This window comes from Mycobacterium adipatum (genome assembly GCF_001644575.1).
GTDB classification, from domain to species: domain Bacteria; phylum Actinomycetota; class Actinomycetes; order Mycobacteriales; family Mycobacteriaceae; genus Mycobacterium; species Mycobacterium adipatum.
Genome location: NZ_CP015596.1, coordinates 2682726 through 2708509, shown reverse-complemented (window position 1 = coordinate 2708509; position 25784 = coordinate 2682726). Strand labels below are relative to the sequence as shown.

29 protein-coding genes and 1 pseudogene are annotated in these 25784 nt (G+C 68.4%); 8 read left to right on the top strand and 22 right to left on the bottom strand.

The window, feature by feature from the left end; all coding sequences use genetic code 11:
* Positions 1–43 precede the first annotated feature (43 nt).
* A complete protein-coding gene (locus A7U43_RS12845; RefSeq protein ID WP_067995623.1) occupies positions 44–310 on the top strand; it encodes a hypothetical protein in 267 nt (88 codons plus the stop codon).
* A 1-nt stretch (position 311) separates the two neighbouring features.
* Here A7U43_RS12845 and A7U43_RS12840 read toward each other — a convergent pair whose 3' ends face one another.
* From A7U43_RS12840 to A7U43_RS12830, 3 genes are read right to left on the bottom strand one after another with little or no spacing between them, the layout of a single operon-like run.
* Entirely contained in the window at positions 312–599 is a 288-nt protein-coding gene (locus A7U43_RS12840) for a DUF7155 family protein (RefSeq protein ID WP_156525902.1), read from the bottom strand.
* 56 nt (positions 600–655) lie between these two features.
* Positions 656–2605 carry a DNA primase gene (gene dnaG, locus A7U43_RS12835; protein WP_067995620.1) on the bottom strand — a complete coding sequence of 650 codons (1950 nt, stop codon included), beginning with the start codon at positions 2603–2605 and terminating at the stop codon, positions 656–658.
* A gap of 20 nt (positions 2606–2625) precedes the next feature.
* Positions 2626–3918 carry a deoxyguanosinetriphosphate triphosphohydrolase gene (locus A7U43_RS12830; protein WP_068002582.1) on the bottom strand — a complete coding sequence of 431 codons (1293 nt, stop codon included), beginning with the start codon at positions 3916–3918 and terminating at the stop codon, positions 2626–2628.
* A 97-nt stretch (positions 3919–4015) separates the two neighbouring features.
* Here A7U43_RS12830 and A7U43_RS12825 point away from each other — a divergent pair, with 97 nt between their 5' ends.
* Entirely contained in the window at positions 4016–6043 is a 2028-nt protein-coding gene (locus A7U43_RS12825; RefSeq protein ID WP_067995617.1) for a TPM domain-containing protein, read from the top strand.
* An 11-nt stretch (positions 6044–6054) separates the two neighbouring features.
* On the opposite strand, the gene A7U43_RS12820 is transcribed toward A7U43_RS12825, so the two are convergent.
* The 4 genes from A7U43_RS12820 to A7U43_RS12805 form a co-directional block, all read right to left on the bottom strand.
* Positions 6055–6555: an SRPBCC family protein gene (locus tag A7U43_RS12820; RefSeq protein ID WP_067995616.1), complete on the bottom strand. Its 501-nt coding sequence runs from the start codon at positions 6553–6555 to the stop codon at positions 6055–6057.
* Positions 6552–6884: an ArsR/SmtB family transcription factor gene (locus A7U43_RS12815; RefSeq protein ID WP_082902409.1), complete on the bottom strand. Its 333-nt coding sequence runs from the start codon at positions 6882–6884 to the stop codon at positions 6552–6554. The genes A7U43_RS12820 and A7U43_RS12815 overlap by 4 nt, the downstream gene beginning before the upstream one ends.
* A gap of 122 nt (positions 6885–7006) precedes the next feature.
* On the bottom strand, positions 7007–7894 hold the full coding sequence (locus A7U43_RS12810; RefSeq protein ID WP_067995614.1) for a type IV toxin-antitoxin system AbiEi family antitoxin domain-containing protein: 888 nt from the start codon (positions 7892–7894) through the stop codon (positions 7007–7009).
* A 162-nt stretch (positions 7895–8056) separates the two neighbouring features.
* Positions 8057–9511 (bottom strand): glycine--tRNA ligase, encoded by a 1455-nt coding sequence (locus A7U43_RS12805; protein WP_197500055.1) that lies wholly within the window; start codon positions 9509–9511, stop codon positions 8057–8059.
* 36 nt (positions 9512–9547) lie between these two features.
* Between A7U43_RS12805 and A7U43_RS12800 the strand changes: the two genes are divergently transcribed.
* Complete coding sequence (locus A7U43_RS12800) at positions 9548–9910, top strand: ArsR/SmtB family transcription factor (protein ID WP_067995606.1); 363 nt, start codon at positions 9548–9550, stop codon at positions 9908–9910.
* Positions 9907–10302, top strand: a complete 396-nt coding sequence (locus A7U43_RS12795; protein WP_067995603.1) for a Fur family transcriptional regulator — start codon at positions 9907–9909, stop codon at positions 10300–10302. Before A7U43_RS12800 ends, A7U43_RS12795 begins: the two co-directional genes overlap by 4 nt.
* Here the strand turns inward: A7U43_RS12795 and A7U43_RS12790 are convergent.
* From A7U43_RS12790 to recO, 4 genes are read right to left on the bottom strand one after another with little or no spacing between them, the layout of a single operon-like run.
* Positions 10295–10693, bottom strand: coding sequence for an NUDIX hydrolase (locus A7U43_RS12790; protein ID WP_067995600.1), 399 nt, complete (start codon positions 10691–10693; stop codon positions 10295–10297). The genes A7U43_RS12795 and A7U43_RS12790 overlap by 8 nt on opposite strands.
* Complete coding sequence (locus A7U43_RS12785) at positions 10690–11070, bottom strand: hypothetical protein (protein WP_067995598.1); 381 nt, start codon at positions 11068–11070, stop codon at positions 10690–10692. Before A7U43_RS12785 ends, A7U43_RS12790 begins: the two co-directional genes overlap by 4 nt.
* Before the next feature lies 1 nt (position 11071).
* Positions 11072–11953, bottom strand: coding sequence for a decaprenyl diphosphate synthase (locus A7U43_RS12780; RefSeq protein ID WP_067995596.1), 882 nt, complete (start codon positions 11951–11953; stop codon positions 11072–11074).
* Positions 11901–12776, bottom strand: coding sequence for a DNA repair protein RecO (recO, locus tag A7U43_RS12775; RefSeq protein WP_067995595.1), 876 nt, complete (start codon positions 12774–12776; stop codon positions 11901–11903). The genes A7U43_RS12780 and recO overlap by 53 nt, the downstream gene beginning before the upstream one ends.
* A gap of 66 nt (positions 12777–12842) precedes the next feature.
* Between recO and A7U43_RS12770 the strand changes: the two genes are divergently transcribed.
* Together A7U43_RS12770 and A7U43_RS12765 are read left to right on the top strand one after the other, a co-directional pair.
* Positions 12843–14300 (top strand): amidase, encoded by a 1458-nt coding sequence (locus tag A7U43_RS12770; protein ID WP_067995590.1) that lies wholly within the window; start codon positions 12843–12845, stop codon positions 14298–14300.
* A gap of 71 nt (positions 14301–14371) precedes the next feature.
* Entirely contained in the window at positions 14372–14860 is a 489-nt protein-coding gene (locus tag A7U43_RS12765) for a CAP domain-containing protein (RefSeq protein ID WP_156526112.1), read from the top strand.
* A 3-nt stretch (positions 14861–14863) separates the two neighbouring features.
* Here A7U43_RS12765 and era read toward each other — a convergent pair whose 3' ends face one another.
* From era to hrcA, 8 genes are all read right to left on the bottom strand, one after another.
* Positions 14864–15766 (bottom strand): GTPase Era, encoded by a 903-nt coding sequence (gene era / locus A7U43_RS12760; protein WP_067995587.1) that lies wholly within the window; start codon positions 15764–15766, stop codon positions 14864–14866.
* Positions 15763–16026 (bottom strand): cytidine deaminase, encoded by a 264-nt coding sequence (locus A7U43_RS12755; protein ID WP_231963634.1) that lies wholly within the window; start codon positions 16024–16026, stop codon positions 15763–15765. Before A7U43_RS12755 ends, era begins: the two co-directional genes overlap by 4 nt.
* 50 nt (positions 16027–16076) lie before the next feature.
* Entirely contained in the window at positions 16077–17393 is a 1317-nt protein-coding gene (locus tag A7U43_RS12750) for a hemolysin family protein (RefSeq protein ID WP_067995582.1), read from the bottom strand.
* Positions 17390–17926, bottom strand: coding sequence for an rRNA maturation RNase YbeY (gene ybeY / locus A7U43_RS12745; RefSeq protein WP_067995581.1), 537 nt, complete (start codon positions 17924–17926; stop codon positions 17390–17392). The genes A7U43_RS12750 and ybeY overlap by 4 nt, the downstream gene beginning before the upstream one ends.
* Positions 17927–18052: 126 nt before the next feature.
* Positions 18053–19093, bottom strand: coding sequence for a PhoH family protein (locus tag A7U43_RS12740; protein WP_067995580.1), 1041 nt, complete (start codon positions 19091–19093; stop codon positions 18053–18055).
* Between the two features lie 81 nt (positions 19094–19174).
* Positions 19175–19915 (bottom strand): 16S rRNA (uracil(1498)-N(3))-methyltransferase, encoded by a 741-nt coding sequence (locus tag A7U43_RS12735; protein ID WP_067995578.1) that lies wholly within the window; start codon positions 19913–19915, stop codon positions 19175–19177.
* Positions 19916–19928: 13 nt separating this feature from the next.
* Positions 19929–21077, bottom strand: coding sequence for a molecular chaperone DnaJ (gene dnaJ, locus A7U43_RS12730; RefSeq protein ID WP_067995568.1), 1149 nt, complete (start codon positions 21075–21077; stop codon positions 19929–19931).
* Positions 21078–21116: 39 nt separating this feature from the next.
* Entirely contained in the window at positions 21117–22148 is a 1032-nt protein-coding gene (gene hrcA, locus A7U43_RS12725) for a heat-inducible transcriptional repressor HrcA (protein WP_067995565.1), read from the bottom strand.
* Positions 22149–22323: 175 nt separating this feature from the next.
* Here hrcA and A7U43_RS12720 point away from each other — a divergent pair, with 175 nt between their 5' ends.
* On the top strand, positions 22324–22632 hold the full coding sequence (locus A7U43_RS12720) for a type II toxin-antitoxin system VapB family antitoxin (RefSeq protein WP_067995562.1): 309 nt from the start codon (positions 22324–22326) through the stop codon (positions 22630–22632).
* A gap of 55 nt (positions 22633–22687) precedes the next feature.
* Here A7U43_RS12720 and A7U43_RS12715 read toward each other — a convergent pair whose 3' ends face one another.
* Positions 22688–23287 (bottom strand): DUF998 domain-containing protein, encoded by a 600-nt coding sequence (locus A7U43_RS12715; RefSeq protein WP_067995559.1) that lies wholly within the window; start codon positions 23285–23287, stop codon positions 22688–22690.
* Positions 23288–23352: 65 nt separating this feature from the next.
* On the opposite strand from A7U43_RS12715, the pseudogene A7U43_RS29125 reads away from it, so the two are divergent.
* Positions 23353–24295 (top strand): annotated as a pseudogene (locus tag A7U43_RS29125) (hypothetical protein).
* Here the strand turns inward: A7U43_RS29125 and A7U43_RS12700 are convergent.
* Together A7U43_RS12700 and mbtG are read right to left on the bottom strand one after the other, a co-directional pair.
* Positions 24292–24501 carry an MbtH family protein gene (locus A7U43_RS12700; protein ID WP_067995554.1) on the bottom strand — a complete coding sequence of 70 codons (210 nt, stop codon included), beginning with the start codon at positions 24499–24501 and terminating at the stop codon, positions 24292–24294. The pseudogene A7U43_RS29125 and the gene A7U43_RS12700 sit on opposite strands and share 4 nt — an antisense overlap.
* Positions 24479–25783, bottom strand: a complete 1305-nt coding sequence (gene mbtG / locus A7U43_RS12695; RefSeq protein ID WP_067995526.1) for an NADPH-dependent L-lysine N(6)-monooxygenase MbtG — start codon at positions 25781–25783, stop codon at positions 24479–24481. Before mbtG ends, A7U43_RS12700 begins: the two co-directional genes overlap by 23 nt.
* Between the last annotated feature and the right edge of the window lies 1 nt (position 25784).

Below are 25784 nucleotides of genomic sequence, written 5' to 3'. Positions count from 1 at the left end.
AGGCAGGATGGAAGCATTCTGCTGTCACCGTGAGGGGAGCCCTGTGTTCCGGTTCGTGTTCGTGCTGGGGGTCGGCTACGTGTTGGGCGCGAAAGCGGGCCGGCGCCGATACGAGCAGATCTCTGCCACCTATAAGGCGGTCACCGAGAACCCGGCGACCAAGGCCGTGCTCGACGCCGGGCGCCGCAAAGTGGCCGACCGGGTATCACCCGATCCGGCGATGGTGCGATTGACGGCGATCGACGCCGAGACCTCGGTGCTGCACCCCGAGCAGGCCGATGTGGACGCCCAGAACGGGAAGACGTTCTAGCTCAGCCGAACGGAATGCTGGTGTTCCAGGTGTTACCCGGGAAGATCGGCGAGGTGCAGAAACCGCCGTTGCACAGCCCGGCACCCGGGGTGCCCACGGCGATGCCGTTGCCGTTGGAGGTGGACAGGCAGTTGCCGTCTTCCTTGTTACCGAACCAGGCCAGGCAGGCGGGGCCGGCCTGAACCGATACCGTCGGGGCCGCCGACAGAGCCAGCACGGGCGCCGCGAGGGCGGCCGCAAACGCACCGGCCACGACGAACCTGCGCTTCTGATTGCTCAGCGATGCCACGGGCGTGCCTTTCGAAGTCAGTTAACTGCGCACTCACTGTAACGCGAACGTCACGATCATGCAGACAAGTCGTCGCCGCTGGCCTGTTCCAGCAGGCTGCGCCGATAAGTCTCCATCGCCACCAGGTCACCGAACAGGGCGTGATACTCGTCGCTGTTGTCCACCGGCGACATCCGCTGCAACTTCGATTTGACCTCGGCGATCTGCCGACCCACCGACACTTCCTGCAGTCGGGCCAGCACCCCGCCGATGTAGCGGGCCAGCTTCTCGTCGTCCTCGATGCGGATGGCGTCGACCCCGAGTTCGTTGACCAGATTGGCCGCCTCCGGCGATCCGGTGGCATCCCGCACGGTGTCGATCCACTGCGCACCCGACAGACCCGCCGACATCCCGCCGGCGGCGGCGATGGCGTTGCGCACCGCCGCATAGCCGGGATGGGTGAAGCTCTCGACCGAGAGGCTGTCGAACACCGGCCCGGCCAGTCCGGGATACTGCAGCGCCGACTTCAGCGCCTCGCGCTGCGGGCGCAGGATCGGGTCTCGCGGATCGGGACGCGCCATCGAGACCTGCGGACGGGACGGCGCCTCGGCCCCGGAGCGCCGGTTCGAGGCGGGCGCGCCACGGCCGTTGGTGCGGCCCCCCTTGCGCCCGGCCTCCTCACGCACCCGCGCAAGCACCTGGCCGACGTCCTGCCAGCCGACCCAGCCGGCCAACTGGCGGGCGTACTCGTCGCGCAGCGTCGGATCCTTGATCCGCGCCACCATCGGCACACAACGCCGCAGCGCCGACACCCGGCCCTCCGCGCTGTCCAGGTCGTGATCGGTCAGCGCCGTGCGGATGGCGAACTCGAACAGCGGGGCGCGCCGGGCCACCAGGTCGCGCAGCGCGCCGTCCCCCGATCGCAGCCGGAGGTCGCAGGGATCCATCCCGTCAGAGGCCACCGCGACGAACGACTGCCCGGCGAGGTTCTGTTCCCCCTCCAGCGCCTTGACCGCCGCCGCCCGGCCCGCGGCATCACCGTCGAAGACGTAGATGAGCTCACCGCGAAAGAAGTTGTCGTCCATCATGAGTCGGCGCAGCATCGACAGGTGCTCGTCGCCGAACGCGGTCCCGCAGGCGGCCACCGCGGTGGTCACCCCGGCCTGGTGCATCGCCATGACATCGGTGTAGCCCTCGACCACGACGGCCTGGTGCCCCTTGGCGATGTCACGCTTGGCCAGGTCCAGCCCGAACAACACGTGAGACTTCTTGTACAGCACCGTTTCCGGGGTGTTGACGTACTTGGCTTCCATGTGGTCGTCATCGAAGAGGCGGCGGGCGCCGAACCCGATGGTCTCCCCCGAGGACACCCGGATGGGCCACAGCAGCCTGCGGTGGAACCGGTCCATCGGGCCGCGCTTGCCTTCCCGGCTCAGACCCGCGGCTTCCAGTTCCTTGAACTCGAAACCCTTGCGCAGCAGGTGCTTTGTCAGGGTGTCCCAGCCCGAGGGCGCATATCCACAGCCGTACCGGGCGGCGGTCTCGCCGTCGAAATTGCGGTCGATCAGGTATTGGCGGGCCGGGGCGGCCTCCTCGGAGCGCAGCGCCTCGGCGTAGAACTCCTGCGCGGCGGCATTGGCGGCGATCAGCCGGCTACGGCTGCCGCGGTCGCGCTGCACGTTGGTGTTGGCCCCGCCGGTGTAGGTGACCGTGTAGCCGACCTTGTCGGCGAGCAGTTCGACGGCCTCGACGAAGGTGACGTGCTCGATCTTCTGCAGGAAGGCGTAGACATCGCCGCCCTCCCCGCAGCCGAAGCAGTGGAAGTGGCCATGGTTGGGCCGGACATGGAAGGACGGGGACTTCTCGTCGTGGAACGGGCAGAGACCCTTCAGCGAGTCCACCCCGGCCTTGCGCAGCTGGACGTAGTCGCCCACCACATCTTCGATGCGGACGCGCTCGCGGATGGCGGCGATATCGCGATCGGGGATGCGGCCCCGGCCACCCCGCGTCGTGTCGATACCGGCCATCCGGTCAGTCTAGAGGCCCGTCACAAGGGTCTGGGTGAGCGCACTTCGTGCACTCGCTCCAGCCGGGACTCGGTGTAGGACGCGATCTGGTCGATCACCACGCGCAGCCGGGCTCCGTCGTCGGCGGCCTCGGCGAATTCCAGGGCGAACTGCGGATCCAGACCGTTGGGCGCCTGCGCCCACAACGCCAACGCGACCTCACGGATGAGGGTGCGCTGATCGGCCTGCACCTGCAGGTGGCGATGGTCGCTCATGATGAACTGCAGGGCCAGCATCTTGAGCACGGCCACCTCGGCGCGTACCAGCGCCGGTACCTGCAGGTCGGTGTCGAATCTGCGCAGCGGGCCGGGCCCGGCGGCGGCGCGGGTCTGGGAAATGGCCGCGTTCGCGAAACGGCCGACGAACTCGCTGGTCAGTTTCTTCAGAGCCACCGACGCCGTCAACGTCCCGTCGTACTTGCCGACCGCCTCGACGATCGGCATCCGGGACAGCCTGGCCGCCGCGTCGAGCAGCTCGTCATGGCCGATCGCCGGGAAGGCCTTGGCGCCCAGTTCGGCCAGTGCGGTGGCGGCGTCGTCGTCGGCGAGCACCCGCAGGTCGATACGCCCGGAGATGACACCGTCCTCGACGTCGTGCACGGAGTAGGCAACATCGTCGGCCCAGTCCATCACCTGGGCCTCCAGGCAGGGCCGCCCGGCGGGCGCTCCGTCGCGCAGCCACCCGGCCGCGACGATGTCGTCGTCGTAGATACCGAACTTCCTGGGGTTCTCCGCACGCGTCCACGGGTACTTGGTGACCGCGTCCAACGCCGCCCTGGTGAGGTTCAGGCCCGCCGAACGCCCCTCGGGGTCAAGGACTTTGGGCTCCAACCGGGTGAGGATACGCAAGTTCTGCGCATTGCCCTCGAACCCGCCGAAGGCATCGGCGATCTCGTTGAGCGCACGTTCGCCGTTGTGCCCGTAGGGCGGGTGACCGATGTCGTGGGCCAGCCCGGCCAGATCGACCAGGTCGGGGTCGCAGCCCAACCCGACGGCCATCCCGCGGCCGATCTGGGCCACCTCCAGAGAGTGCGTCAGCCGGGTGCGCGGGGTGTCGCCGTGTCGGGGACCGACCACCTGGGTCTTGTCGGCGAGTCGGCGTAGCGCCGCGGAATGCAGCACCCGGGCGCGGTCCCTGGCGAAGGCGGTGCGGTGCTCGGTATCGGTTCCGGTCGGCTCGATCCCGCTCAGGCCGGCACCCTTGGGCGACTCCGGTACCAGCCGCTGCCGGTCGAAGTCGTCGTAGGAGTCGTATGTGTCCCGTTGCGTCGCCACCGACGCACAGTCTGCCAGCAGCGGTGCCGCACGTTCGGACACGACGCCGTTTGAACATGCCGAGTCGCGCGGCGCCGGCGTTCACTAGATTGACGGCATGCGTATCGCCCGTCTGCTCAGCGTGGCCCTCGCGGTGCTGACCGCCGGCCTCCTGTTCGCTCCCACCGGTGCGGCCGCGCCGCCGCTGCGGCTGGCCAGTTACGTGGTCGACGAGGCAAATGCGCTCAGCGGCTCGGACATGGCCGAGGTGACTCAGGCGATCGACAAGCTCTACGCCGATCGCAAGGTGCGACTCTGGGTCGTGTTCGTGGACTCCTTCTCGGGGTCGCCCGCCGCGGAATGGGCTCGCGCCACCATGCGGACCAGCGATTTCGGTGACCATGACGCGCTGCTGGCGGTCGCCACCACCGACCGCGCCTACGCGTTGCTGGCCCCCACCGCGGCGGCCGGCGGGATCGATGTGGATGCCCTGCGCCGCAATGAGGTTGAGCCGCTGCTGCGCGATCAGCAGTGGGCGGAGGCGGCCATCGCGGCGGCCCAGGGCCTGGACGGCCCGTCGGGGTCGGCATCGCCGGGATCCTCGGATACCGAACTGAACTGGTTCGGGGTGCTGGTGATGCTGGCGGTCATCGCGGCGGCGGTGACCGGTCTGCTGCTGTGGTCGCGGCGGCGCAAGCGCAAGCGCCGGGAGGCCGATTTCGCCGCGGCGCAGCGGGTCGACCCGGCCGACCCGACCGCGCTGGCGGCCGTTCCGTTGGACACCCTCGACGAGCTGTCGCGCTCCATCGTGGTGGAGGTCGACAACGCCGTGCGCACCAGCGAGAACGAATTGGCACTGGCCGTCGAGGAGTTCGGCGACAAGGACACCGCACCGTTTCGTGCCGCGGTCACGGCTGCAAAGACGACGCTGGCGCAGGCGTTCAACGCGCGCCAGATTCTCGATGACGCGGTGCCCGAGACCGCGCAGCAGCGCCGCGATCTGCTGACCCGGGTGATCGTGGCGGCGGCGAAGGCCGATCGCGAACTCGACGCCCAGCGCGAGGCGTTCGCCGGACTGCGGGATCTGGTGATCAATGCACCCAGCCGCCTCGATGCGCTGACCCAGCAGATGGTCGATCTCAGCGCCCGCATCGCGCCGGCCGAACAGACGCTGACCGGGCTGCACCAGCGGTACGCTCCCGCTGCGCTGGACTCGGTCGCCGACAATGTGGAGACCGCCAAGCAACGACTGGCCTTCGCCGACCAGAACATCACCGACGGCCGCACCCTGGTGGCGCGCCCGGCCGGACGCCAGAGCGGCCTGGTGGACGCCATCCACGCCGCCGAGTCCGCGTTGGGGCAGGCCCGCACGATGCTCGATGCGGTCGACAGTGCCGCCACCGACATCAACCGCGCCATCGCCACGCTGCCCGATGCGATCACCGATATCCAGAACGGCATCAAGGCCGCGAACGCCCAACTGGCCCAGGGCGGGACCGTCGAGGCCGCGGCGCTGACCACCGCACGCGATGCCGCGACGCGCGCGGTCACCGACGCGCAGGCCACCAGCGGCACCGACCCGTTGGGGGCCTTCACCGCACTGACCCAGGCCGACGCCGACCTGGACCGGTTACTGGCCACGGTGGCCGAGGAGCGCGAAGCCGCCGAGCGGATGCGCCGCGCATTCGAACAGGCGCTGTTCACCGCACAGGCACGGGTGCGCGGCGTGTCGGATTTCATCGATACCCGCCGCGGCAGCATCGGTCCCGAGGCCCGCACCCGGCTCGCCGAGGCCGTCCGTCAGTTGCAGGCGGCACAGGATAAGCAGGGCACCGATCTGCCGGCGGCCATCGCGCACGCCAACGGCGCCACCATGCTGGCCGGTCAGGCCCAGACGATCGCCAACAGCGATGTCGCGGCGGCTCAGCAGCGCTACAGCAACCACGGGGGTTTCGGTGGTGGTGGCGGCTCCAATGCCGGCGCGGTGCTCGGCGGAATCATCATCGGCAACATCCTGTCCGGGGCGCTGCGTGGCGGTATCGGAGGCGGAATCGGCAGTGGCGGTTGGAGTTCCACCACCTTCGGCGGTTCCGGCGGCGGCGGGTTCAGCGGCGGCGGCATGAGCGGTGGCGGCGGCCGGTTCTAGCCGCGCGCAAGTCAGCCGCTCTGCCCCGCAAGCCGCTCGGCGAGCTTGTCCAGCTGCGCCTTGTAGCCGAACTTCATACCGAAGGCCGCCATCTTGGCCTTGTCGCCGATGCTGCTGATGGTGACGTCGAGGGTGAGCGTCGTCTGACCGTCGCGCTCCTGCAGCGTGATGTCGTTGGTGTGCTCGATCGTCGTCGTCGCCTCCTGCCCGTCGGTCCACGAGCGCGCGTCGTAGGTCAGCCGGCTGACCGGATCGACGCGGGTGAAGGTGCCCGCCATCGGCCAGCGGGTGCCGGCATACTTACCCATTCCCTCCCCGGCCTCCATGACGACGTAGACCTCGCCGCCGACATGCGGTTCGATGCGGCACTCCGGGACGAAGGTGTTCTTCGGGCCCCACCATTGCCGCAGCAGGTCGGCCTGGGTCCAGGCCTCCCACACCGTGGCGATCGGCGCACGGTAGGTGCGCTGGAGGGTGAACTCCTTCTTCTTCTTGAACAGCTGCAGAATCATGGGCCGTCGTCTTTCTTCTCGTGTGTGATCGAATTGAGGAAGTCACCAAGGGAATCCAGCCGGTCATCCCACAGCCTCTCGAAGGACGCGACCCATTGGCCGATGTCCTCGAAGGGTGCGGCTTCGAGCTGGTAGATCCGCTGCCGGGCCTGGGCCTGACTGCTCACGATCCCGGAATCACCAAGCACCCGAAGATGTTTGGACACCTGCGGCTGCCGTATTCCGAGCGCCTCGGCGATCGCGCCGACCGGAAGCGGCCCGGCCCTGAGCAGATCGACGATCCGCAGGCGACTCGGCTCCCCCAGTGCCACGAACACCGCCGCCTGCATGCTGGTCACCATAAGCGCCATGACGTATTCCCGTCAAGGAATATGTCACGAGAGCCGCCTCACCCGCGAGCGTGCGTGTCTGCTGGCCGACACGCCGCGTCCGGTTCCGACATCGCGCACGCTCACGCGGCCGGGGAGCGCGAGAGCTCACAACGCACGCGGCGCAGGAAATCAGCCGGCCGGCGCCGGACATCGTCGGACACGATCGACAACACGGTCCACCCCATCTCCTGCAGGGCGGCGCGCTTCTGCCGGTCCCGAGCGAAGCTGACAGGGTCGCTGTGCCAGTCGAACCCGTCGTACTCGACGGCCAATTTGCACAGCGGCCATGCAAAATCGAGTCGCCACCTCCGTCCGGAGTAGTCGACGATCTCGTACTGGAGTTCGGGGGCCGGCAGCTGCCCATCGAGCATCACCAGCCGCGCTTCGCTCTCCATCGGCGATTCCGCGCCAGCCATTGCATACGGAACCAGTTCCCGCACATGGACAATGCCACGTCGACCGTGTTGTTCGGTCACCGCCGCAAGGAGCTGCCGGCGCTCACAACTCCCCGTCCGCAGTGCCGCATCCAAAGTTGCCAGAGCACGCGGACGACGCAGAAGCCGGGCCACCTCGACCGCCGTCCACGCGGCGGTCGAGGCCGGGCGACCGTCGACCATCGCTAGTGGTGCACCATCGCGGCGGTGGATGATCAACCCGTCAGATGCCCGGAGCTGGCAGCCGTCGGGATTGAGCACGTGCAGGTCGATCACGCCTTCGGTGTCGAAACCATATGCCGCAGCCGCAGTTCCGAGGCAGATGGCGACGGTCCCACCCGCACGAAGGTCCAATCCGCGAAGACGGGTGAGACGGTCCGGCTCGTCACCGGCGTAGACACCGGGCCACACCTTGATGAGCTCACCCGCCCTGATCAGGGTATCGAGCCGGCTGCGACTCAAGACGTTCAGGAGTTGGGCGGTAGCGGCTACTCCACCCTGGCGTGCGAGCAAGGCGGCGACGTCGTCAGACATACTGCCGATCGTCGGTGGGGCAGCGCGGCCCGGTCGACTCCCGCCAACGAATCTGTGGATAGTTCGGCGATTGTTAATGACGCGACCGCGGCGAGCGTGCGCGAACTCGGGTCCGGCAGCGGCGTGTCCACCAACAGACACGCACGCTCGCGGGAACGGGGGTTAGCAGCCCTTCAGGCGCACGGCGAGATAGTTCGAGACCTCCGAGATCGCCACCCGCTCCTGGCTCATGCTGTCGCGCTCGCGAATGGTGACCGCGTGGTCGTCGAGCGAATCGAAGTCCAGCGTGACACAGAACGGTGTGCCGATCTCGTCCTGGCGACGGTAGCGCCGCCCGATCGCGCCGGCATCGTCGAACTCCACGTTCCAGCTCTGGCGCAGCTCGGCGGCGAGATCCTTTGCCTTGGGCGACAAGTCGGCGTGCCGCGAGAGCGGCAGCACCGCGGCCTTGACCGGCGACAGCCGCGGGTCGAGCTTGAGCACGGTGCGCTTGTCCACTCCGCCCTTGGCGTTGGGGGCCTCGTCCTCGGTATAGGCGTCCACCAGGAAGGCCATCAGCGACCGGGTCAGGCCGGCCGCCGGCTCGATGACGTACGGCGTGTAGCGGGTGTCCGAAGCCTGGTCATAGTAGGTCAGATCCGCCCCGGAAGCCTTTGCGTGGCTGGACAGGTCGTGGTCGGTGCGGTTGGCGATACCCTCCAGCTCACCCCACGGGCTGCCGGCGAAGCCGAATTTGTATTCGATATCGGTGGTGCCCGCGCTGTAGTGCGACAGCTTCTCCAGCGGATGCTCGTAGAGGCGCAGATTCTCCGGGTCGATTCCGAGGTCGATGTACCACTGCAGCCGGGTGTCGATCCAGTACTTGTGCCACTCGGGCGCGGTGGACGGCTCGACGAAGAACTCCATCTCCATCTGCTCGAACTCGCGGGTGCGGAAGATGAAGTTGCCCGGGGTGATCTCGTTGCGGAAGCTCTTGCCGATCTGGCCGATACCGAACGGCGGCTTCTTGCGGGACGTGGTCACCACGTTGGCGAAGTTGACGAAGATGCCCTGTGCGGTCTCGGGTCGCAGGTAGTGCAGCCCCTCCTCGGACTCGATCGGCCCGAGGTAGGTCTTGAGCATCATGTTGAAGTCACGCGGTTCGGTCCACTGGCCCTTGGTGCCGCAGTCGGGGCAGACGATCTCGGTCATCGACACCGAATCCGGGTCATCGAGATTCTTCTTCGCCGCGTACGCCTCCTGCAGGTGGTCCTGGCGGTGCCGCTTGTGACAGTTCAGGCATTCCACCAGCGGATCGTTGAACACCGCGACGTGCCCGGAGGCCACCCACACCTGCCGGGGCAGGATGATCGCGCTGTCCAGCCCGACGACGTCGTCGCGGCCGGTGACCACCGAGCGCCACCACTGCTTCTTGATGTTCTCCTTGAGCTCCACCCCGAGTGGCCCGTAATCCCAGGCGGACTTCGTACCGCCGTAGATCTCGCCCGATTGGTAGACGAGGCCACGGCGTTTCGCCAGGTTTGCAACGGTCTCAATGATCGAGGAAGACGGAGCCACGGGTCGACAGCCTAGCGATGAGACCGCGACGCCGGCGCCGCGGAGTCCCCGGCGGGCCATTGACATGCGCAGACCTGCATGTAATCTGTGTCCATAATGAAAATCGTTTCCACTACTGACGGCGCCGCCGAGGTGCACGAGCACGCCGGCGAGCCGTTCTGCGAGCTCCCGTCGCGGGAGATCCTGGACATCACCGGTGATCTGCTGCGCGCGCTGGCGGCGCCCCTGCGCATCGCCATCGTCCTGCAACTGCGCGAATCGCAGCGCTGCGTGCACGAACTGGTCGACGCACTGGACGTGCCCCAGCCCCTGGTCAGCCAGCACCTGCGGATCCTCAAGTCCGCGGGCGTGGTGGCCGGGGAGCGCAGCGGCCGCGAGGTGATGTACCGCCTCGTCGACCAGCATCTGGCCGAGATCGTGGTCGCCGCCGTCACCCATGCGTCCGAGGATCGCGCATGAGCGCGCCCGTGCGCTCCACCAAGCAACGCGCGGCGATCGCCGCGCTGCTGGACGATATCGCCGACTTCCGCTCCGCCCAGGAACTGCACGACGAACTGCGCAAGCGTGGCGAGGGCATCGGACTGACCACCGTGTACCGCACACTGCAGTCGATGGCGGTCGCCGGCCAGGTCGACACCCTGCGCACCGACACCGGTGAATCGGTATACCGGCTGTGCTCGCAGCACCACCACCATCACCTGGTGTGCCGGATCTGCGGGGCCACCGTCGAGGTGGAGGGCGGTGCCGCCGAGGTGTGGGCCGATCAGGTGGCGGCCGAGCACGGATTCACCGACGTCAGCCACACCATCGAGATCTTCGGCGTGTGCGCCGGCTGTGCGAAGGTCAGCTGACCCGGACGAACTCCAGCACCGCGCCCAGGGTCAGCGGGGCGAGCTCGATCTCACCCGGGGCGAACGGGTCCACCCAGGCCATCTCTTCGATCTCAGCCCCCGGTGTGGGCGGCCGATCCAGGCTGACCAGGAAGAGGTCCGCCGCGACCCGGTACCCGGGTTCATTGGCCGCCGCGGCATCGTGGTGCCCGAGCGGGCGGACCGAGTCCGCCACGATATCGGCGCCGAGCTCTTCTCGGACCTCGCGGTGCAACGCCTGCATCGGCGTCTCCCCCGGTTCGATCTTGCCGCCGGGCTGCATGAACGCCGTGGTGCCCCGTTTGCGGACCACCAGCACGCGATGACGGTCGTCGAGGACGACCGCCGCGACGATCCGGATCACCGCGTTCACGTCAGCGTGCGCCGCACGTCGGCACCGGTGGACAACACCATCATGATCAGCGTGCCCAGAGCTTCGTCGGAGAGCCCGGATCCCGGGAAGTTGTAGCGCAGCAGCACATCCGCGCTGCCCTGCTTCTCCGCCAGCGACACCGTCCCCAGCAGCGTGCCCCGGGTGTGCCCGGCCACCTTCGTGCGCAGCTCGTCGTCGAGCGGCAGATCCCAGGCCAAAATCTGGTTGAGCGAGACCATGTCCAGCCCGTCACCGACGCTCACCACGCGCAGCGAGGCGAAGGTGCCGTCATGGTGCACGGTGAGCGCACCGTCGTCCTCACGGGTGGCCGGCAACAGGGCCTCGGCGACGGCGACGAGGCGTTCCGCGAGATCCACGCTAGGCCCGCCCGAAGCGGCGGTTGCGGTTGACGTACTCCTCGCACGCCGCCCACAGGTCGCGGCGGTCATAGTCGGGCCAGAGTTTGTCCTGGAAGACGTACTCGGCGTAGGCCGCCTGCCAGATCAGGAAGTTGCTGGCGCGCTGCTCCCCCGAGGTCCGGATGAACAGGTCGACGTCGGGGATGTCGGGACGGTGCAGGTGCTTGGCGAAGGACGCCTCGCTGATGCGACCGGGGTTGATCTTGCCCGCGGCCGCCTCCTCGGCCAGTTGCCTTGCCGCCTCCACGATCTCGGTGCGCCCCCCGTAGTTGACGCAGTAGTTGACCGTGATGACGTCGTTGCCGACGGTCATCTGCTCGGCGATGTCGAACTCCTTGATGACGCTGCTCCACATGCGCGGCCGCGAACCGACCCACCGCATGTTGACACCCATGGCGTCCAGGTTCTCCCGGCGGCGGCGCACCACCTCACGGTTGAAGCCCATCAGGAAGCGCACCTCTTCGGTGCTGCGCTTCCAGTTCTCGGTGGAAAACGCGTACACGCTCAGATGCTTGATGCCCAGTTCGATGGCGCCGCAGGTGATGTCGATGAGCACCGCCTCGCCCATCTTGTGCCCCTCGGTGCGGCCCAGCCCCCGCTGGGTGGCCCACCGGCCGTTGCCGTCCATCACCACGGCCACGTGATTGGGGACCTGGTCGGCCGGGATCTGCGGGGCGACCGCCTTGGACGGATGCTGCGGCGGCCGGGAGAACTTGCCGTTGGTACGCGGCGGCAGCTCCGGGAACACCACCGGCCACGTCGAGACGTCCGGAAAGACCGGGTAGTCCTCAGGCGCCGGGGGCAGCTGCGGGTAGGTGGTCTTGCCCCGTTTGGTAGCCATGGGGCATATCCTGCCCGAACGTCCCCGCGCCGCGTTCAACGGCCGCGCTATCAACCCGGAAATATGCCTTCTGCTCTTCCCGCCAGCGCGCATCGCCACGCTCCACCAGCGGCAATGTCCGCAGTTTGCGTTCCAGATGCCACTGCAGATGCGCGGCGACCAGCCCGCTGGCCTGGCTGCGATGCGATGCGGTGGAGGCTTGCGCGAACTCCCAGTCACCGTCGTGCAGGGCCGTCATCAGGTCCATGACGGCCTGCGCGGGGGTCGCCGCACCCGACGGCCGGCAGTGCACGCACACGCTGCCACCGGCGGCGACGTGGAAGGCCCGGTGCGGGCCGGGCGCCGCACACCGGGCACATGCGGTGAGCGCCGGCGCCCAGCCGGCGATCCCCATCGCGCGCAACAGGTAGGCGTCCAGCACGAGCTCACGAGGGCGGCTGCCTTCGGCGACCGCCCGCAGCGCCGCCACCGTCAGTCCGTGCAGCGCCGGCACCGGGGCATGCTCCTCTCCGGCGAGCCGCTCCGCGGTCTCCAGCATCGCGCAGGCGCAGGTGTAGCGGCCGTAGTCACTGACGATGTCGACGGCGAACGCGTCGATGGACTGCACCTGGGTGACGATGTCGAGGTTGCGCCCGGGATGCAACTGAACATCGATGTGCGCGAAAGGTTCCAGTCGCGCCCCGAACTTGCTGCGGGTGCGGCGCACCCCCTTGGCCACCGCGCGGACCACGCCGTGCTCACGGGTGAGCAGGGTCACGATCCGGTCGGCCTCGCCGAGCTTGTGCTGGCGCAGCACCACCGCTCGATCCCGGTACAACCGCATCGGGACAGTCTGTCACCGCGCGGTGACAACGACCGCACCGCAACGCCGGATATCCTCGAGATCAGTATGGTTCCCACCCCGAGAACGCCCACCAGCATGGTTCGCACCCCCAGATTCCCCACCCTCACCCAGTTGCAGTACCGACTCGCCAGCGGCTCGACGACATCCGAGAACTTGGTACGCCAGTCCCTGGATGCCATCGAGGCCAGCCAGCCCACCCTGAACGCCTTCCGGGTGGTGCTGACCACTACGGCGCTGGCCGAGGCCGCCGAGGCCGATCGCAAACGTGCTGCCGGACAACATCTTCCACTGCTCGGGATCCCCATCGCGGTCAAGGACGACGTGGACGTGGCCGGGGTACCCACCCGATTCGGCACCGATGGCGAACTCCCCGTGGCCAGTGCGGACGCAGAGGTGGTGCGCCGCCTACGGGCGGCCGGCGCGGTGATCGTCGGGAAGACCAACACCTGCGAGCTGGGTCAGTGGCCGTTCACCAGCGGACCCGGATTCGGCCATACGCGTAATCCGTGGTCGCGCGAGCACAGCCCGGGCGGCTCCTCCGGGGGCAGCGCCGCCGCAGTGGCGGCCGGCCTGGTGACCGCCGCCATCGGCTCCGACGGCGCCGGCAGCGTTCGAATACCGGCCGCCTGGACCAATCTGGTCGGGATCAAACCGCAGCGCGGACGCATCTCCACCTGGCCGCTGCCCGAGGCCTTCAACGGCATCACCGTCAACGGGGTGCTGGCCCGCACCGTCGCCGACGCCGCCATCGTGCTCGATGCCGCCTCCGGTAACGCCCCCGGCGACCTGCACAAGCCCGCGCCGGTGCAGGTCTCCGATCATGTGGCGCGCGCTCCCGGCCCGCTGCGCATCGCGATGTCCACCGCCTTTCCGTTCAATTTCTTCCGCTCCGAGCTGCACCCGGAGATCGCCGACGCGCTGCGGGCCGTCGCCGATCAGCTGGGCCAGCTCGGGCACACCGTCATCAAGGCCGACCCGGACTACGGGCTGCGGATGTCGTGGAATTTCCTGGCCCGCTCCACGTCGGGCCTCATGGAGTGGCAGCAACGCCTGGGATCGGGCGTGACATTGGACAAACGCACCGTGAGCAACATCCGAACCGGCTGGCTGCTGTCCCAGCACACCCTGCGCAAGGCGCGGGCGGCCGAAGCGCAGGCCCAGCGCCGGGTCGGTTGGATCTTCAATATCGCCGATGTGGTGCTCGCCCCCACCACCGCGCAGCCGCCACCGCTGGTCGACGAGTACGACCGCCGCGGCCCGCTGGCCACCGACCGGGCGATGATCCGTGCCTGCCCGGTGACCTGGCCGTGGAACCTCCTGGGCTGGCCGTCGATCAATGTCCCGGCCGGATTCACCTCCGACGGGCTGCCCATCGGCGTGCAGCTGATGGGGCCAGCCGACAGCGAACCGCTGCTGATCTCCCTGGCCGCCGCCCTGGAGGCGGTGAACGGCTGGACGGTCAAGCAACCGGAACCGTGGTGGGACCGTGCCGCGCTGACGTAAGGTCACCCCCTATGACGAACACCCGCCGTTGCGCGACGGCAGTCGGCGTGGCCACCTTCGCCGCCGGGGCGATGCTGGCCGCACCCACCGCGAACGCTGACAACCGGCGCCTGAACGACGGCGTGGTCGCCAACGTCTACACCGTGCAGCACAAGGCCGGATGCGACACCGAGATCAAGATCAACCCGAAGTTGCGCCTCGCCGCCCAGTGGCACACCAACGACGTGCTCAACAACCGGGCCCTCAACGGCGATATCGGGTCCGACGGCACAACCGTCGCCGACCGGGCACGCAACGCCGGCTACGCCGGGGCCGTCGCCGAGACAGTGGCGATCAACCCGGCGCTGGCGATCAGCGGCATCGAGCTGATCAACCAGTGGTATCACCGGCCGGACTACTACGCGATCATGGCCGACTGCTCGAATGTGCACATCGGTGTCTGGTCGGAAAGCCTGCTGGACCGCACCGTGGTGGTCGCGGTGTACGGCAAGGGTGATGGCGCACCGCCGGTCCCGTCGGATATCCGCGATTTCGGCCAGGTGCCGGGCTGGACGCCATAACCCTCAGAAGCCCAAGCGCCCCAACTGTTTCGGGTCACGCTGCCAGTTCTTGGCGATCTTGACCCGCAGATCCAGGTAGACCTTGGTGCCCAGCAGCTTCTCGATCTGCAGCCGGGCGGCGGTACCGACCTCACGCAACCGGGCACCGCCCTTGCCGATGATGATGCCCTTCTGGCTGTCCCGTTCGACATAGAGGATGGCGTGTACGTCGATCAGGTCGTCGCGACCCTCCCGGGGGGTCACCTCGTCGATGACGACGGCCAGCGAGTGCGGCAGCTCGTCGCGGACCCCTTCGAGCGCGGCCTCCCGGATGAACTCGGCCATCAGGACCTGCTCGGGCTCGTCGGTGAGTTCCCCGTCGGGGTAGAACGCCGGGCCCGGCGGAAGCTTGCCCACCAGGACGTCGATCAGCACGTCGAGCTGCTCACCCCTGGTCGCCGACACCGGCACGATCTCCGCGGTGCCGCCGGTCAATTCGCTGACCGCCAACAACTGGGCGGCCACCTTCTCCTTGGGCACCTTGTCGATCTTGGTCACGATGACCACCAGCGTGGTCCTGGGGGCCACGGCGCGGATCTGGTCGTAGATCCACCGGTCACCCGGCCCGATCGCCTCGTCGGCCGGCAGGCACAGCCCGATCACATCGACGTCGGAATAGGTCGCCTTGACCAGTTCGTTGAGCCGCTCACCGAGCAGGGTGCGCGGCCGGTGCAGGCCCGGGGTGTCGACGAGGATGATCTGGAAATCGTCGCGGTGCACGATGCCGCGGATGGTGTGCCGGGTGGTCTGCGGCCGATTCGACGTGATGGCCACCTTCTCGCCGACCAGCGCATTGGTCAGCGTCGACTTACCGGTGTTCGGGCGGCCGACGAAACAGACGAAGCCGGAACGGAATTCGCCGCTCATACCGGGTTGCCCGCCCGGTCGGTGACGATGACCGCGGCCGACGGGGACAGCTCGGTCACCGCGCCGACCCCCGGGTCCTCGGCCGACCCACCGACCAGCACCACCGACTCCAGTCCGGACGCACCGCTGGACACCGCCGCGGCGACGGCGGCCTGCAGTGCGGTCAGGCTCAGCGCCGAAAGCTGCACGGGCGCCCCGGCATAGGTGCGGCCGTCCAGATCGCGCACCGCCGCCCCCTGGGCGGCTTCCGCACGGGCCATGGCACCGCGAGCCAGCACCACCAGCTTGCCGTCCTCGGCGTCGAGATCGCTCACGTGTCCTCCTCCGGTGGTGCTTCCGGGGCGATCAGCACCGTGCCGATCCGCACCCGGCCGCGATGGTCCGGACCGCCCTCGGCCCGCATCCGCAATCCGTTCCAACTGACCTGCGCGCCCGGCAAGGGCACCCGACCGAGCTCGTGGGCCAGTAGCCCGCCGACGGTATCGACCTCGAGGTCCTCGTCGATCTCCAGATCCTCGTACAGTTCGGTCAGGTCCTCGATGGGCAGCCGGGTGGATACCCGGAACCGGTGGGAACCCAGCTCTTCCCACGGCGCCACCTCGTCGGCGTCGTATTCGTCGTTGATCTCGCCGACGATCTCCTCGAGCACGTCCTCGATGGTGACCAGACCGGCGATCGCCCCGTATTCGTCGACCAGCAACGCCATGTGCTTGCGGTCGCGCTGCATCTCGCGCAGCAGGGTGTCCAGCGTTTTGGAGTCCGGCACGAACACCGCGGGGCGCATCACCTCGCCGACCCGGGTGTCGACGGGCCCGTTTGCCTGGTGGCGCGCGGCGACGGCAGGAGATTCGGTGCGGGTCTGGGCCACCAGATCCTTGAGATAGACCACCCCGACGACATCGTCGACGTTCTCCCCGATCACCGGCAGCCGGGAGTGCCCGCTGCGCACCGCCAGCGAGAGCGCCTGTGCCGCCGTCTTGTCGGACTCGATCCACACCATCTCGGTGCGCGGCACCATCACCTCGCGCGCCGGGGTGTCACCGAGTTCGAACACCGACTGGATCATGCGGCGTTCGTCATCGGCCACCACACCGCGCTGCTGGGCCAGATCGACCACCTCGCGCAGCTCGATCTCCGAGGCGAACGGCCCGTTACGGAAACCGCGACCCGGCGTCAGCGCGTTACCGATCAGCACCAGCAGCCGGCTGATCGGAGTGAGCAGCACCGAGATCGCGTGCAGCGGAAGGGCCGACGCCAGCGCAATCGTGTAGGCATTCTGCCGGCCCACGGTTCGTGGACCGACACCGATGACCACGAAGCTGACCACCACCATGGTGGCCGCCGCGGCGAACAGACCCCAGGCCACGCCCAGGTAGCCGTCCAGATAGGACACCAGCAGGACGGTGGCGCTCACCTCACACGTGATACGCAGCAGCACCACCAGGTTGATGTAGCGGGGACGGTCCAGCAGCACACCCGCCAGTCGGCTCGCGCCGGGCCGCTCCTCGCGGACCATCTCCTCCACACGGGCCAGCGAGGCGGTGCTGATCGCGGCGTCCACCGCGGCGAACAGCCCACCGAGGCCGATGAGCAGCACTGCACCCAGCAGCGGGGCGAGGCCGGTCACTGCTGGTCGAAGTATCGCGACTTGTCGAGCAGTCGGCGATCCTTCTCGTTCTGCAGGTCCTGGCGGTAGGACTCCACTTGATCGGCAACCCATTCCTCGAGCAGGCGACGTTGCAGGGCGAACATCTCCTTCTCCTCATCGGGTTCGGCGTGGTCGTAGCCGAGCAGGTGCAGCACACCGTGCACGGTGAGCAAGGCCAGTTCCTGCCCGAGCGAGTGCCCCGCCTTCTCGGCCTGAGCGGCGGCGAACTCCGGGCACAGCACGATATCGCCGAGCATGGACGGACCGGGTTCGGCCGCATCCGGTCGTCCGCCGGGCTCCAGCTCGTCCATCGGGAAGCTCATCACATCGGTCGGCCCGGGCAGGTCCATCCACCGCATGTGCAGATCCGCCATCGCCGCGGTGTCCAGCAACACCATGGACAGCTCGGCCGCCGGGTTCACATCCATCTGCGCGATGACGAACTTGGCGACGCTGACCAATTCCTGTTCGGAGACATCCATCCCCGACTCGTTCGAGACCTCGATACTCATGCGGCTCCCTCGCAGGCTCGGGTCCCGCATGTCATCTGTTCATTCGCTCCGCAAGCGTCGCTCATGCGGCTCCCTCGCAGGCTCGGGTCCCGCATGTCATCTGTTCATTCGCTCCGCAAGCGTCGCTCATCTGCGCGCACGTCCACCCGACGACCGGCGCTGCGCGCGGTTGATCAATTCCGGCTGCGCCTCGTGCCGCGAGTAGGCGTCCACTATCGCCGACACCAGCCGGTGACGCACCACGTCGGCGCTGGTGAGCTCGGCGAAGTGGATATCGTCGATGCCGTCCAGGATGTCGCTGGCCGCACGCAGACCCGACCGCGCCCCGCCGGGCAGGTCGACCTGGGTGACGTCGCCGGTGACCACCATCTTGGAGTTGAATCCCAGCCGGGTCAGGAACATCTTCATCTGCTCGGGCGTGGTGTTCTGCGCCTCATCCAGGATGATGAACGCGTCGTTGAGCGAGCGGCCGCGCATGAACGCTAGCGGCGCCACCTCGATCACCCCGGCGGCCAACAGGTTCGGGATGGCGGTCGGGTCCATCATGTCGTGCAGCGCGTCATACAGCGGGCGCAGGTACGGGTCGATCTTCTCGGTCAGCGTGCCGGGCAGGAAGCCAAGGCGCTCACCGGCTTCCACCGCGGGTCGGGTCAGGATGATCCGGTTGACTTCCTTGGCCTGCAGCGCCGCGACCGCCTTGGCCATCGCGAGGTAGGTCTTGCCGGTGCCCGCCGGGCCGATACCGAAGACGATGGTGTGCGCGTCGATGGCGTCGACATAGTGCTTCTGGTTGAGCGTCTTGGGCCGGATGGTCTTACCGCGCCGCGACAGGATGTCCAGGGTGAGCACCTCGGCCGGCGACGCGTCCACGGCCCCGGTCAGCATCGACACACTGCGGCGCACCGCGTCGGGGCTCAGCGGTTGTCCCTGGGCGATCACGGCGATCAGCTCGGTCACCACCCGCTCGGCCAGGGCGACATCGGCGGGCTCACCACTGAAGGTGATGGCGTTTCCGCGGACGTGGATGTCGGCGGTGAGCAGCTTTTCCAGGGCGCGCAGATTCTCATCGGCCGAACCCAGCAGGCCCACAATGATGTCGGGCGGAACAGTGATGCTGCTTCGTACCGGTCCAGAGATCGGGCCAGCGGTCGTCTCGCGGGGCGTCACGTGCGGTTTCGTGCCTGCTTCCTGTGCTCTCGGGTAATGATGTCGTCGAGTTTACCGCTGGTCACCGACGCGACCCAATGGTTAGTTCGGCAGGTCCCAGCGCCGGGTCAACACCCCGATCGCGCCGAGCGCCACCGCCGCGGCCGTGGAAGTGCGCAGCACCGTCGGCCCGAGCCGCACGGTGCGGGCGCCCGCACCGGCGAGCTGGGCCAGTTCCTCGTCGCTGATCCCGCCCTCCGGCCCGACCACCAGCAGCACCGAAGCGGCATCCGCCAGGCCGATATCGGCCAGCGGCACCGTGGCGGACTCGTGCAGCACCAGGGTCAACGCGTCCGGGGCGCGGCCGAGCAGGTCCGCGGTGGACATCAGGCCCTCGACCTGCGGGACGTGGGCACGCCGGGACTGCCGCGCCGCCGATCGGGCCACCGCGCCCCAGCGCCGCAACCCCTTGTCGATCTTGGCCGCCGATTCCCAGCGGGCCACGCAGCGCTGCGCCTGCCAGGCCACAAACCCGTCGGCACCGGCCTCGGTGGCCAATTCGATTGCCAGCTCGGACCGTTCGGACTTGGGCAGCGCCTGCACAACGGTCACCGCGGGTGTCGGCCTCGCGATCTCGGTGAGATCCAGCACCCGCGCGGTCAGCCGGCCCTTGACGGCCTCCTCGACGACGCTGTGCGCGACGGTGCCGGCGCCGTCGCTGAGGTCGAGTTCCTCACCGGGCCGGATCCGACGCACGTTGGAGGCGTGGAACCCTTCGTCCCCGTCGACCACGGCGATCCCGCCGACACCGGGCAGTGCGTCGACATAGAAGAGGCTTCTCATGTCAGGGTCGGGATCAGCGCCCCGAGAACGTCTCACGCAGCCGGCTGAACAGCCCGCCGTTGTTCGACCCGGCGCCGTGCGCGGACTTCACTTCGGCGACATCGCGCGGGCGGTGCTCCTTGAGCTTGCGCAGCAACTCCGAATCGGTACCGTCCAGGCGGGTCGGCACCAGCACCTCCACATGGGCATGCAGATTGCCGCGCACCCCGGAGCGCAGGTGCGGCATACCGTGCCCGCGCAGCGTGGTCACCGCACCCGGCTGGGTCCCCGGCGGGATGACCAGCTCGGTGGGGCCGTCGATGATGGCGTCCACGGTGACGGTGGTGCCCAGCGCGGCGTCGAACATCGGCACCGACACCGTGCAGTGCAGGTCGTCGCCGTCGCGGACGAAGATGTCATGGGGTTGCTCGTGCACTTCGACATACAGGTCGCCGGCCGGTCCGCCGCCGGGGCCGACCTCCCCCTGCGCGGCCAGGCGCACCCGCATACCGTCGCCGACACCGGCCGGAATCTTGACGCTGATCTCGCGACGGGCCTGCACCCGGCCGTCACCGCCGCAGCGGTGGCACGGGTCGGGGATGACCTCGCCGACCCCGCCGCAGACCGGACACGGGCGCGACGTCATCACCTGACCGAGCAACGAACGCTGCACCGACTGCACCTCGCCGTGGCCCTTGCAGGTATCGCAGGTCTTGGGCACCGAGTTGCCGTGGGTGCCCTTGCCCTGGCACAGATCGCATAGCACCGCGGTGTCGACGGCCACCTGCTTGGTCACCCCGGTGGCACACTCGGCCAGGTCCAGCCGCATCCGCAGCAGCGAGTCCGAGCCCGGGCGCACCCGGCCGATCGGCCCGCGCGAGCCCGCGCCGCCCCCGAAGAAGGCCTCGAAAACGTCACCCAAGCCGCCGAATCCGCCGGCGAACCCGCCGCCGCCCGCGCCCGCGTTCTCCATCGGGTCGCCGCCGAGGTCGACGATGCGGCGCTTCTCCGGGTCGGAGAGCACCTCATAGGCGAGCTGGATCTCGGTGAAGCGTGCCTGGGCCGCTTCGTCGGGGTTGACATCGGGATGCAGCTCACGGGCCAGCTTCCGGTAGGCGCGCTTGAGCTCCGAATCACTGGCGCCCTTGCTCACGCCGAGCAGACCGTAATAATCGCGTGCCACGCTAAAAACCTCTCTCGTGCCGCCGTCGGCGGCATTCCCTCATCGGGTGCCCAGGACTTCACCTATGTAGAGAGCAACTGCGGCGACGTTCGCGATGGTTCCCGGATAGTCCATCCGGGTGGGACCGACCACGCCCATTCCGCCGTACACCTTGCCCGAGCTGCCGTAGGTGGTGCTCACCACCGACGTTCCCAGCATCTGCTCGGCCTCGGTCTCGTGCCCGATACGCACCGTGACCTTACCGGCCTGCTGTTGGGCGGCGAGCAGCCGTAGCACCACCACCTGTTCCTCGAGCGCCTCCAGCACCGAGCGCAGCGACCCACCGAAGTCGGCGGTGTTGCGGGTGAGGTTCGCGGTGCCGCCGAGCAGCAGCCGTTCCTCGGTGTGCTCGACGAGGGTTTCGACCAGGACGGTGGCCGCCCGGCCCACCGCGTCACCGAGACCGCCGTGGCCGTCCAGCGTGCTGGCCAGGTCCGCCACGGCCACCGAGGCCGCCGAGAGCGGTTTGCCTTCCAACGCCGAACCGAGCCGTTCCCGCAGCTGCGCGAGCTGCCCGTCGTCGATGGCGTCACCGAGCTCGACGACCCGCTGGTCGACCCGCCCACTGTCGGTGATGACCACCAGCAGCAGTTTGGCCGGGTTCAGCGCGACGACCTCCAGGTGGCGCACCGTCGACGAGGACAGTGTCGGGTACTGGATGATGGCGACCTGGCGGGTCAGCTGGGCCAGTAGCCGCACCGCCCGGCGCAACACATCGTCGAGGTCGACGCCGGATTCCAGGAAGCTCAGGATGGCCCGGCGTTCGCTGGAGGACATCGGCTTGACGTCGTCGAGCCGGTCGACGAACTCGCGGTAACCCTTCTCGGTGGGTATCCGCCCCGAGCTCGTGTGCGGTTGGGCGATGTAGCCCTCGGCCTCAAGGACAGCCATGTCGTTGCGCACCGTGGCGCTCGAAACGCCCAGGTTGTGGCGTTCGACGAGGGTCTTGGACCCGATGGGCTCCTTGGTGGCGACGAAGTCGGCGACGATGGCCCGCAGCACTTCGAAGCGGCGGTCATCCGCACTGCCCATTGTTCACCTCCCCTTTGCCGTCTGCTGTGCCGCTATTTTACGGGGACCAGCAGCGCATATTCACCGCGACACAGATCACGTGCCGCCGGGACCCCGCGAGGATGGTTCCACCGGCAAGGACTTCGCCGACATCGGCCGTCGTTTGCGGTTAACCTCGCAGCATGGGAGCCCTCCGGTGATCTTCAAAGGTGTCCGCGATGGCAAGCCGTATCCCGAGCACAATCTGACCTACCGGCAGTGGGCGCAGATTCCGCCCCGCCAGATCCGGCTCGACGAGTTGGTCACCACCACCACCGTGCTCGCCCTGGATCGGTTGCTCTCCGAGGATTCGACGTTCTACGGGGATCTGTTCCCGCACGCGGTGCGCTGGCAGGGCATCGTCTACCTGGAGGAAGGGGTGCACCACGCGGTGCGCGCGGCCCTGCGCAACCGGACGGTGTTGCACGCCCGGGTCTACGAGATGGACGACGCGCTGCCGGCCTGACCCCACCTCTTGCGCCGAAACAGCATTCCAGAAGGCCCTTACTCGCACGTCGGCGTCAGGAACGCTGTTTCGGCCCGGCGCGCAGCAGCATCACCGCGGTGAGGATCTGCCAGGCGAAGATCGGGTAGACGCTGCCGCGTTCCCAGCCGCCCACCTGACTCGGCGCGGTGGCCGTGACCAGCAGGCAGACCAGGCCCAGCGCGCCCAGTGTGATCGACGCCGTCCGGTAGGCCGCCGCCAGGGGCGCACCCGATCCGGCCAGGGCGGCCGCGTTCCCGCCGACGATCGCCAGCACCGCCCCGACGATATGCGCGGGGTTACCCTGCCCACTGTGCACGACGGCGATCAGCACGTTGCCGATACCGTTGCCGACGGCGAAGGCCAAGAACCACAACTGTTTTCGTGCTGCGGCGACGAGTAGCGCGGCGGCCGCGAAGCACACGCCCTGGACGGCGAAGGCCGCGTTCATCAACGGGGCCCGCGGGGAAACGCTGGGGTCACCGAGGGTGCTGATGTAGTCGGTGCGGTAGCTGTACCCGGGCAGCGCCGCCGCGGCGAATGCCTCGGCGAGCAGGTACCCGGCCGCGGCCAGCAGCCACAGCAGCGCGGCCGCGCGCCCCCTCCTCGCCGGAACAGCATTCCGGACGACCTTCACTCGCACCTCCCCTTCACCCGCACAGTCTCACCGACGATGTCGGTGGCCCCGACCACGATCACGCCATGAGCGACATCATCATCGGCAGTGAAGCGCTGCGGGACGGCACCGTCACCAGGCACGAGCTCCAGCATCATCACCGGCCCGTCTTCGCGAACATCCATGCGCCGAAGAACCGCATCCTGACGCTGCGGGACACCACCGTCGCGGCGTGGCTGTGGACACACCGCGACGGCGTGGTGACCGGTGTCGCCGCGTCGGCCCTGCACGGCGCGGAGTGGGTCGACGCGGCCACCCCGATCGAGCTGATCCGCACGACCGTCACCCGGGCGCCGTGCGGCATCGTGGTGCGCAACGAACGGCTGGCCGTGGACGAGACGACGATCGTCATGGGCTTACCGGTAGCCACCCCGGCACGAGCGGCCTTCGATCTGGGTCGCTATCAACGCCGAGGTCCGGCACTGGCACGCCTTGACGCGTTGATGCGTGCGGCCCCGTTCGATCCCGACGAGGTGATGGCGCTGACGGCTCGCTATGCCGGGGCACGCGGGGTGGCTCGGCTCAGGTCGATCCTGCCGCTGGTCGACGGCGGCGCGGCCTCACCCCAGGAGACACGGCTGCGTCTGATGTTCATCGACGCCGGCCTTCCGTGGCCGACGACGCAGATCGCCGTGGTCGACCGGTGCGGACGACACCTACGCACCCTCGATATGGGCTGGGAGGACTACAAGGTGGCCATCGAGTACGACGGTGAACAGCATCAGACGAGCCGTCCGCAGTACGTCAAGGACCACTGGGTGTTGCCGCAGCTGGCCGAGATGAACTGGAACGTCATCCAGGTCATCAGGGAAGACCCACGACGCCGAGATCGTCAACCGCGTGTGCCGCGCGTTACGGGAACGCGGATGGGACGGCCAGATGCACACCCGCATCCCCGAAAATGCATCCAGGAAGCCAATGTTCGAGTACACGCCGTCTGGAATGCTGTTTCGGCGAGAGGCGGGTTAGGACATGGCGTCGCGCAGGCTTCTGGGCCGCAGGTCCGACCAGTTCTCCTCCACATAGGCCAGGCAGTCCGCTCGGCTGCTCTCCCCGAACACGACCCGCCACCCGGCCGGGAACTCGGCGAAGGTCGGCCACAGGCTGTGTTGCTCCTCGTCGTTCATCAGGACGTAGAAGGTGCCGTCCTCGTCATCGAACGGGTTGTTGCTCATCGACTCTCCTCGCAGCGGCATCGGTCTTGGTGAAAAACTCCGACCCCAGCACCCGGTCGGACAAGCGGCCCAGGCAGCTCAGGTTGGGGAACCCGGGTCCCTGGGTGAGGCCGGCCAGGCCCGGCAGGAACAGCTTGGGCTCGACATCGTTGACCGACAGGTCATGGCCGATCGACTCCTGGATGCTGTCGGCGTCGAGGGCCTTGCCCATGCCCAGCTCCAGCATGTCGAGCGCGTCCTGGCGCAGCAGCGGCACGAACCACATTGCGTTGGCACCGGATCCGTCGATGACCAGGTCGAAACCGTGTACCGTCTCCAGCCGTTCCCCGCCCCGTTCGGTCTGCAGGGTCAACCGGATGCGCTCGTCGCGGGCCACCGCGTGCGCCACCCGGCCGCGCAGATGCCGGATCCGGTCATCGGCGAGCAACGCCTCCTGTACGCGCACCGAGAACACCCCACGATCCGTGCGGTTCATGGCGTCCCGCTTCTCGGCCAGCGTGAGACCGGCCCAGTGGATGGGATCGGAGTACAGCGCGTTCTCGAAGAATCCCTCGCCGCGGGTGAACAACGTCACCTGCGGTGAGATCACCGTGATGGTCGAAACCCGGTGCCGGAAAAGCTCATCCAGCATGGTGCCGGCCGTCTCGCCACCGCCGACGACGGCCACCCGGTCCGCGGCGATCAGCTCGTGCTGGGACGCACGGTGCCAGAACTGGGCGATCGAGAGCACCCGCGGGTTGCCCGGCAGGATGGACCGCTCGGCCTGCCCGGGCCCGGTCACCATCAGGGCGTCGGCGTGCACGGCACCCTCGCGGGTGCCCAGTTCCCAGCGCACCCCGTCCCCGTGGTCCTGCAGGCCGATCTCGGCGACATCCCCATGGCGGACCGTCATCCCGGTGTTGTCGGCCACCCACCCCAGGTACTGGCTCCAGCGCTTATGGGTCGGGGCGGGACGTCCACGGTCGATCCACTCGGAGAACTGCCCGGTCGAGATCAGATAGGACTGCCAGCTGTGCCGCATCATCCGCTGATCGAGTTCGGCATTGCGCCGCGGCACCAACGCCGACTGGTAGGGGAAGCCGATGTCCTTCTCCGGCCCCGTGCCCAGCCGGTGCTGCCCGTCGGTCCAGCCTCCGGCGGGCTGCCAGTTGGCGCCCACCGCGGTGCGTTCGATGGCCACCACATCGGGGGCCGGCACGCCCATCGCGCGCAACTCGGCGGCCTTGGCGGCCACCGCGATCGCCTTCACACCGGCGCCGATGACGGCGAGTGTCTTGGTCATC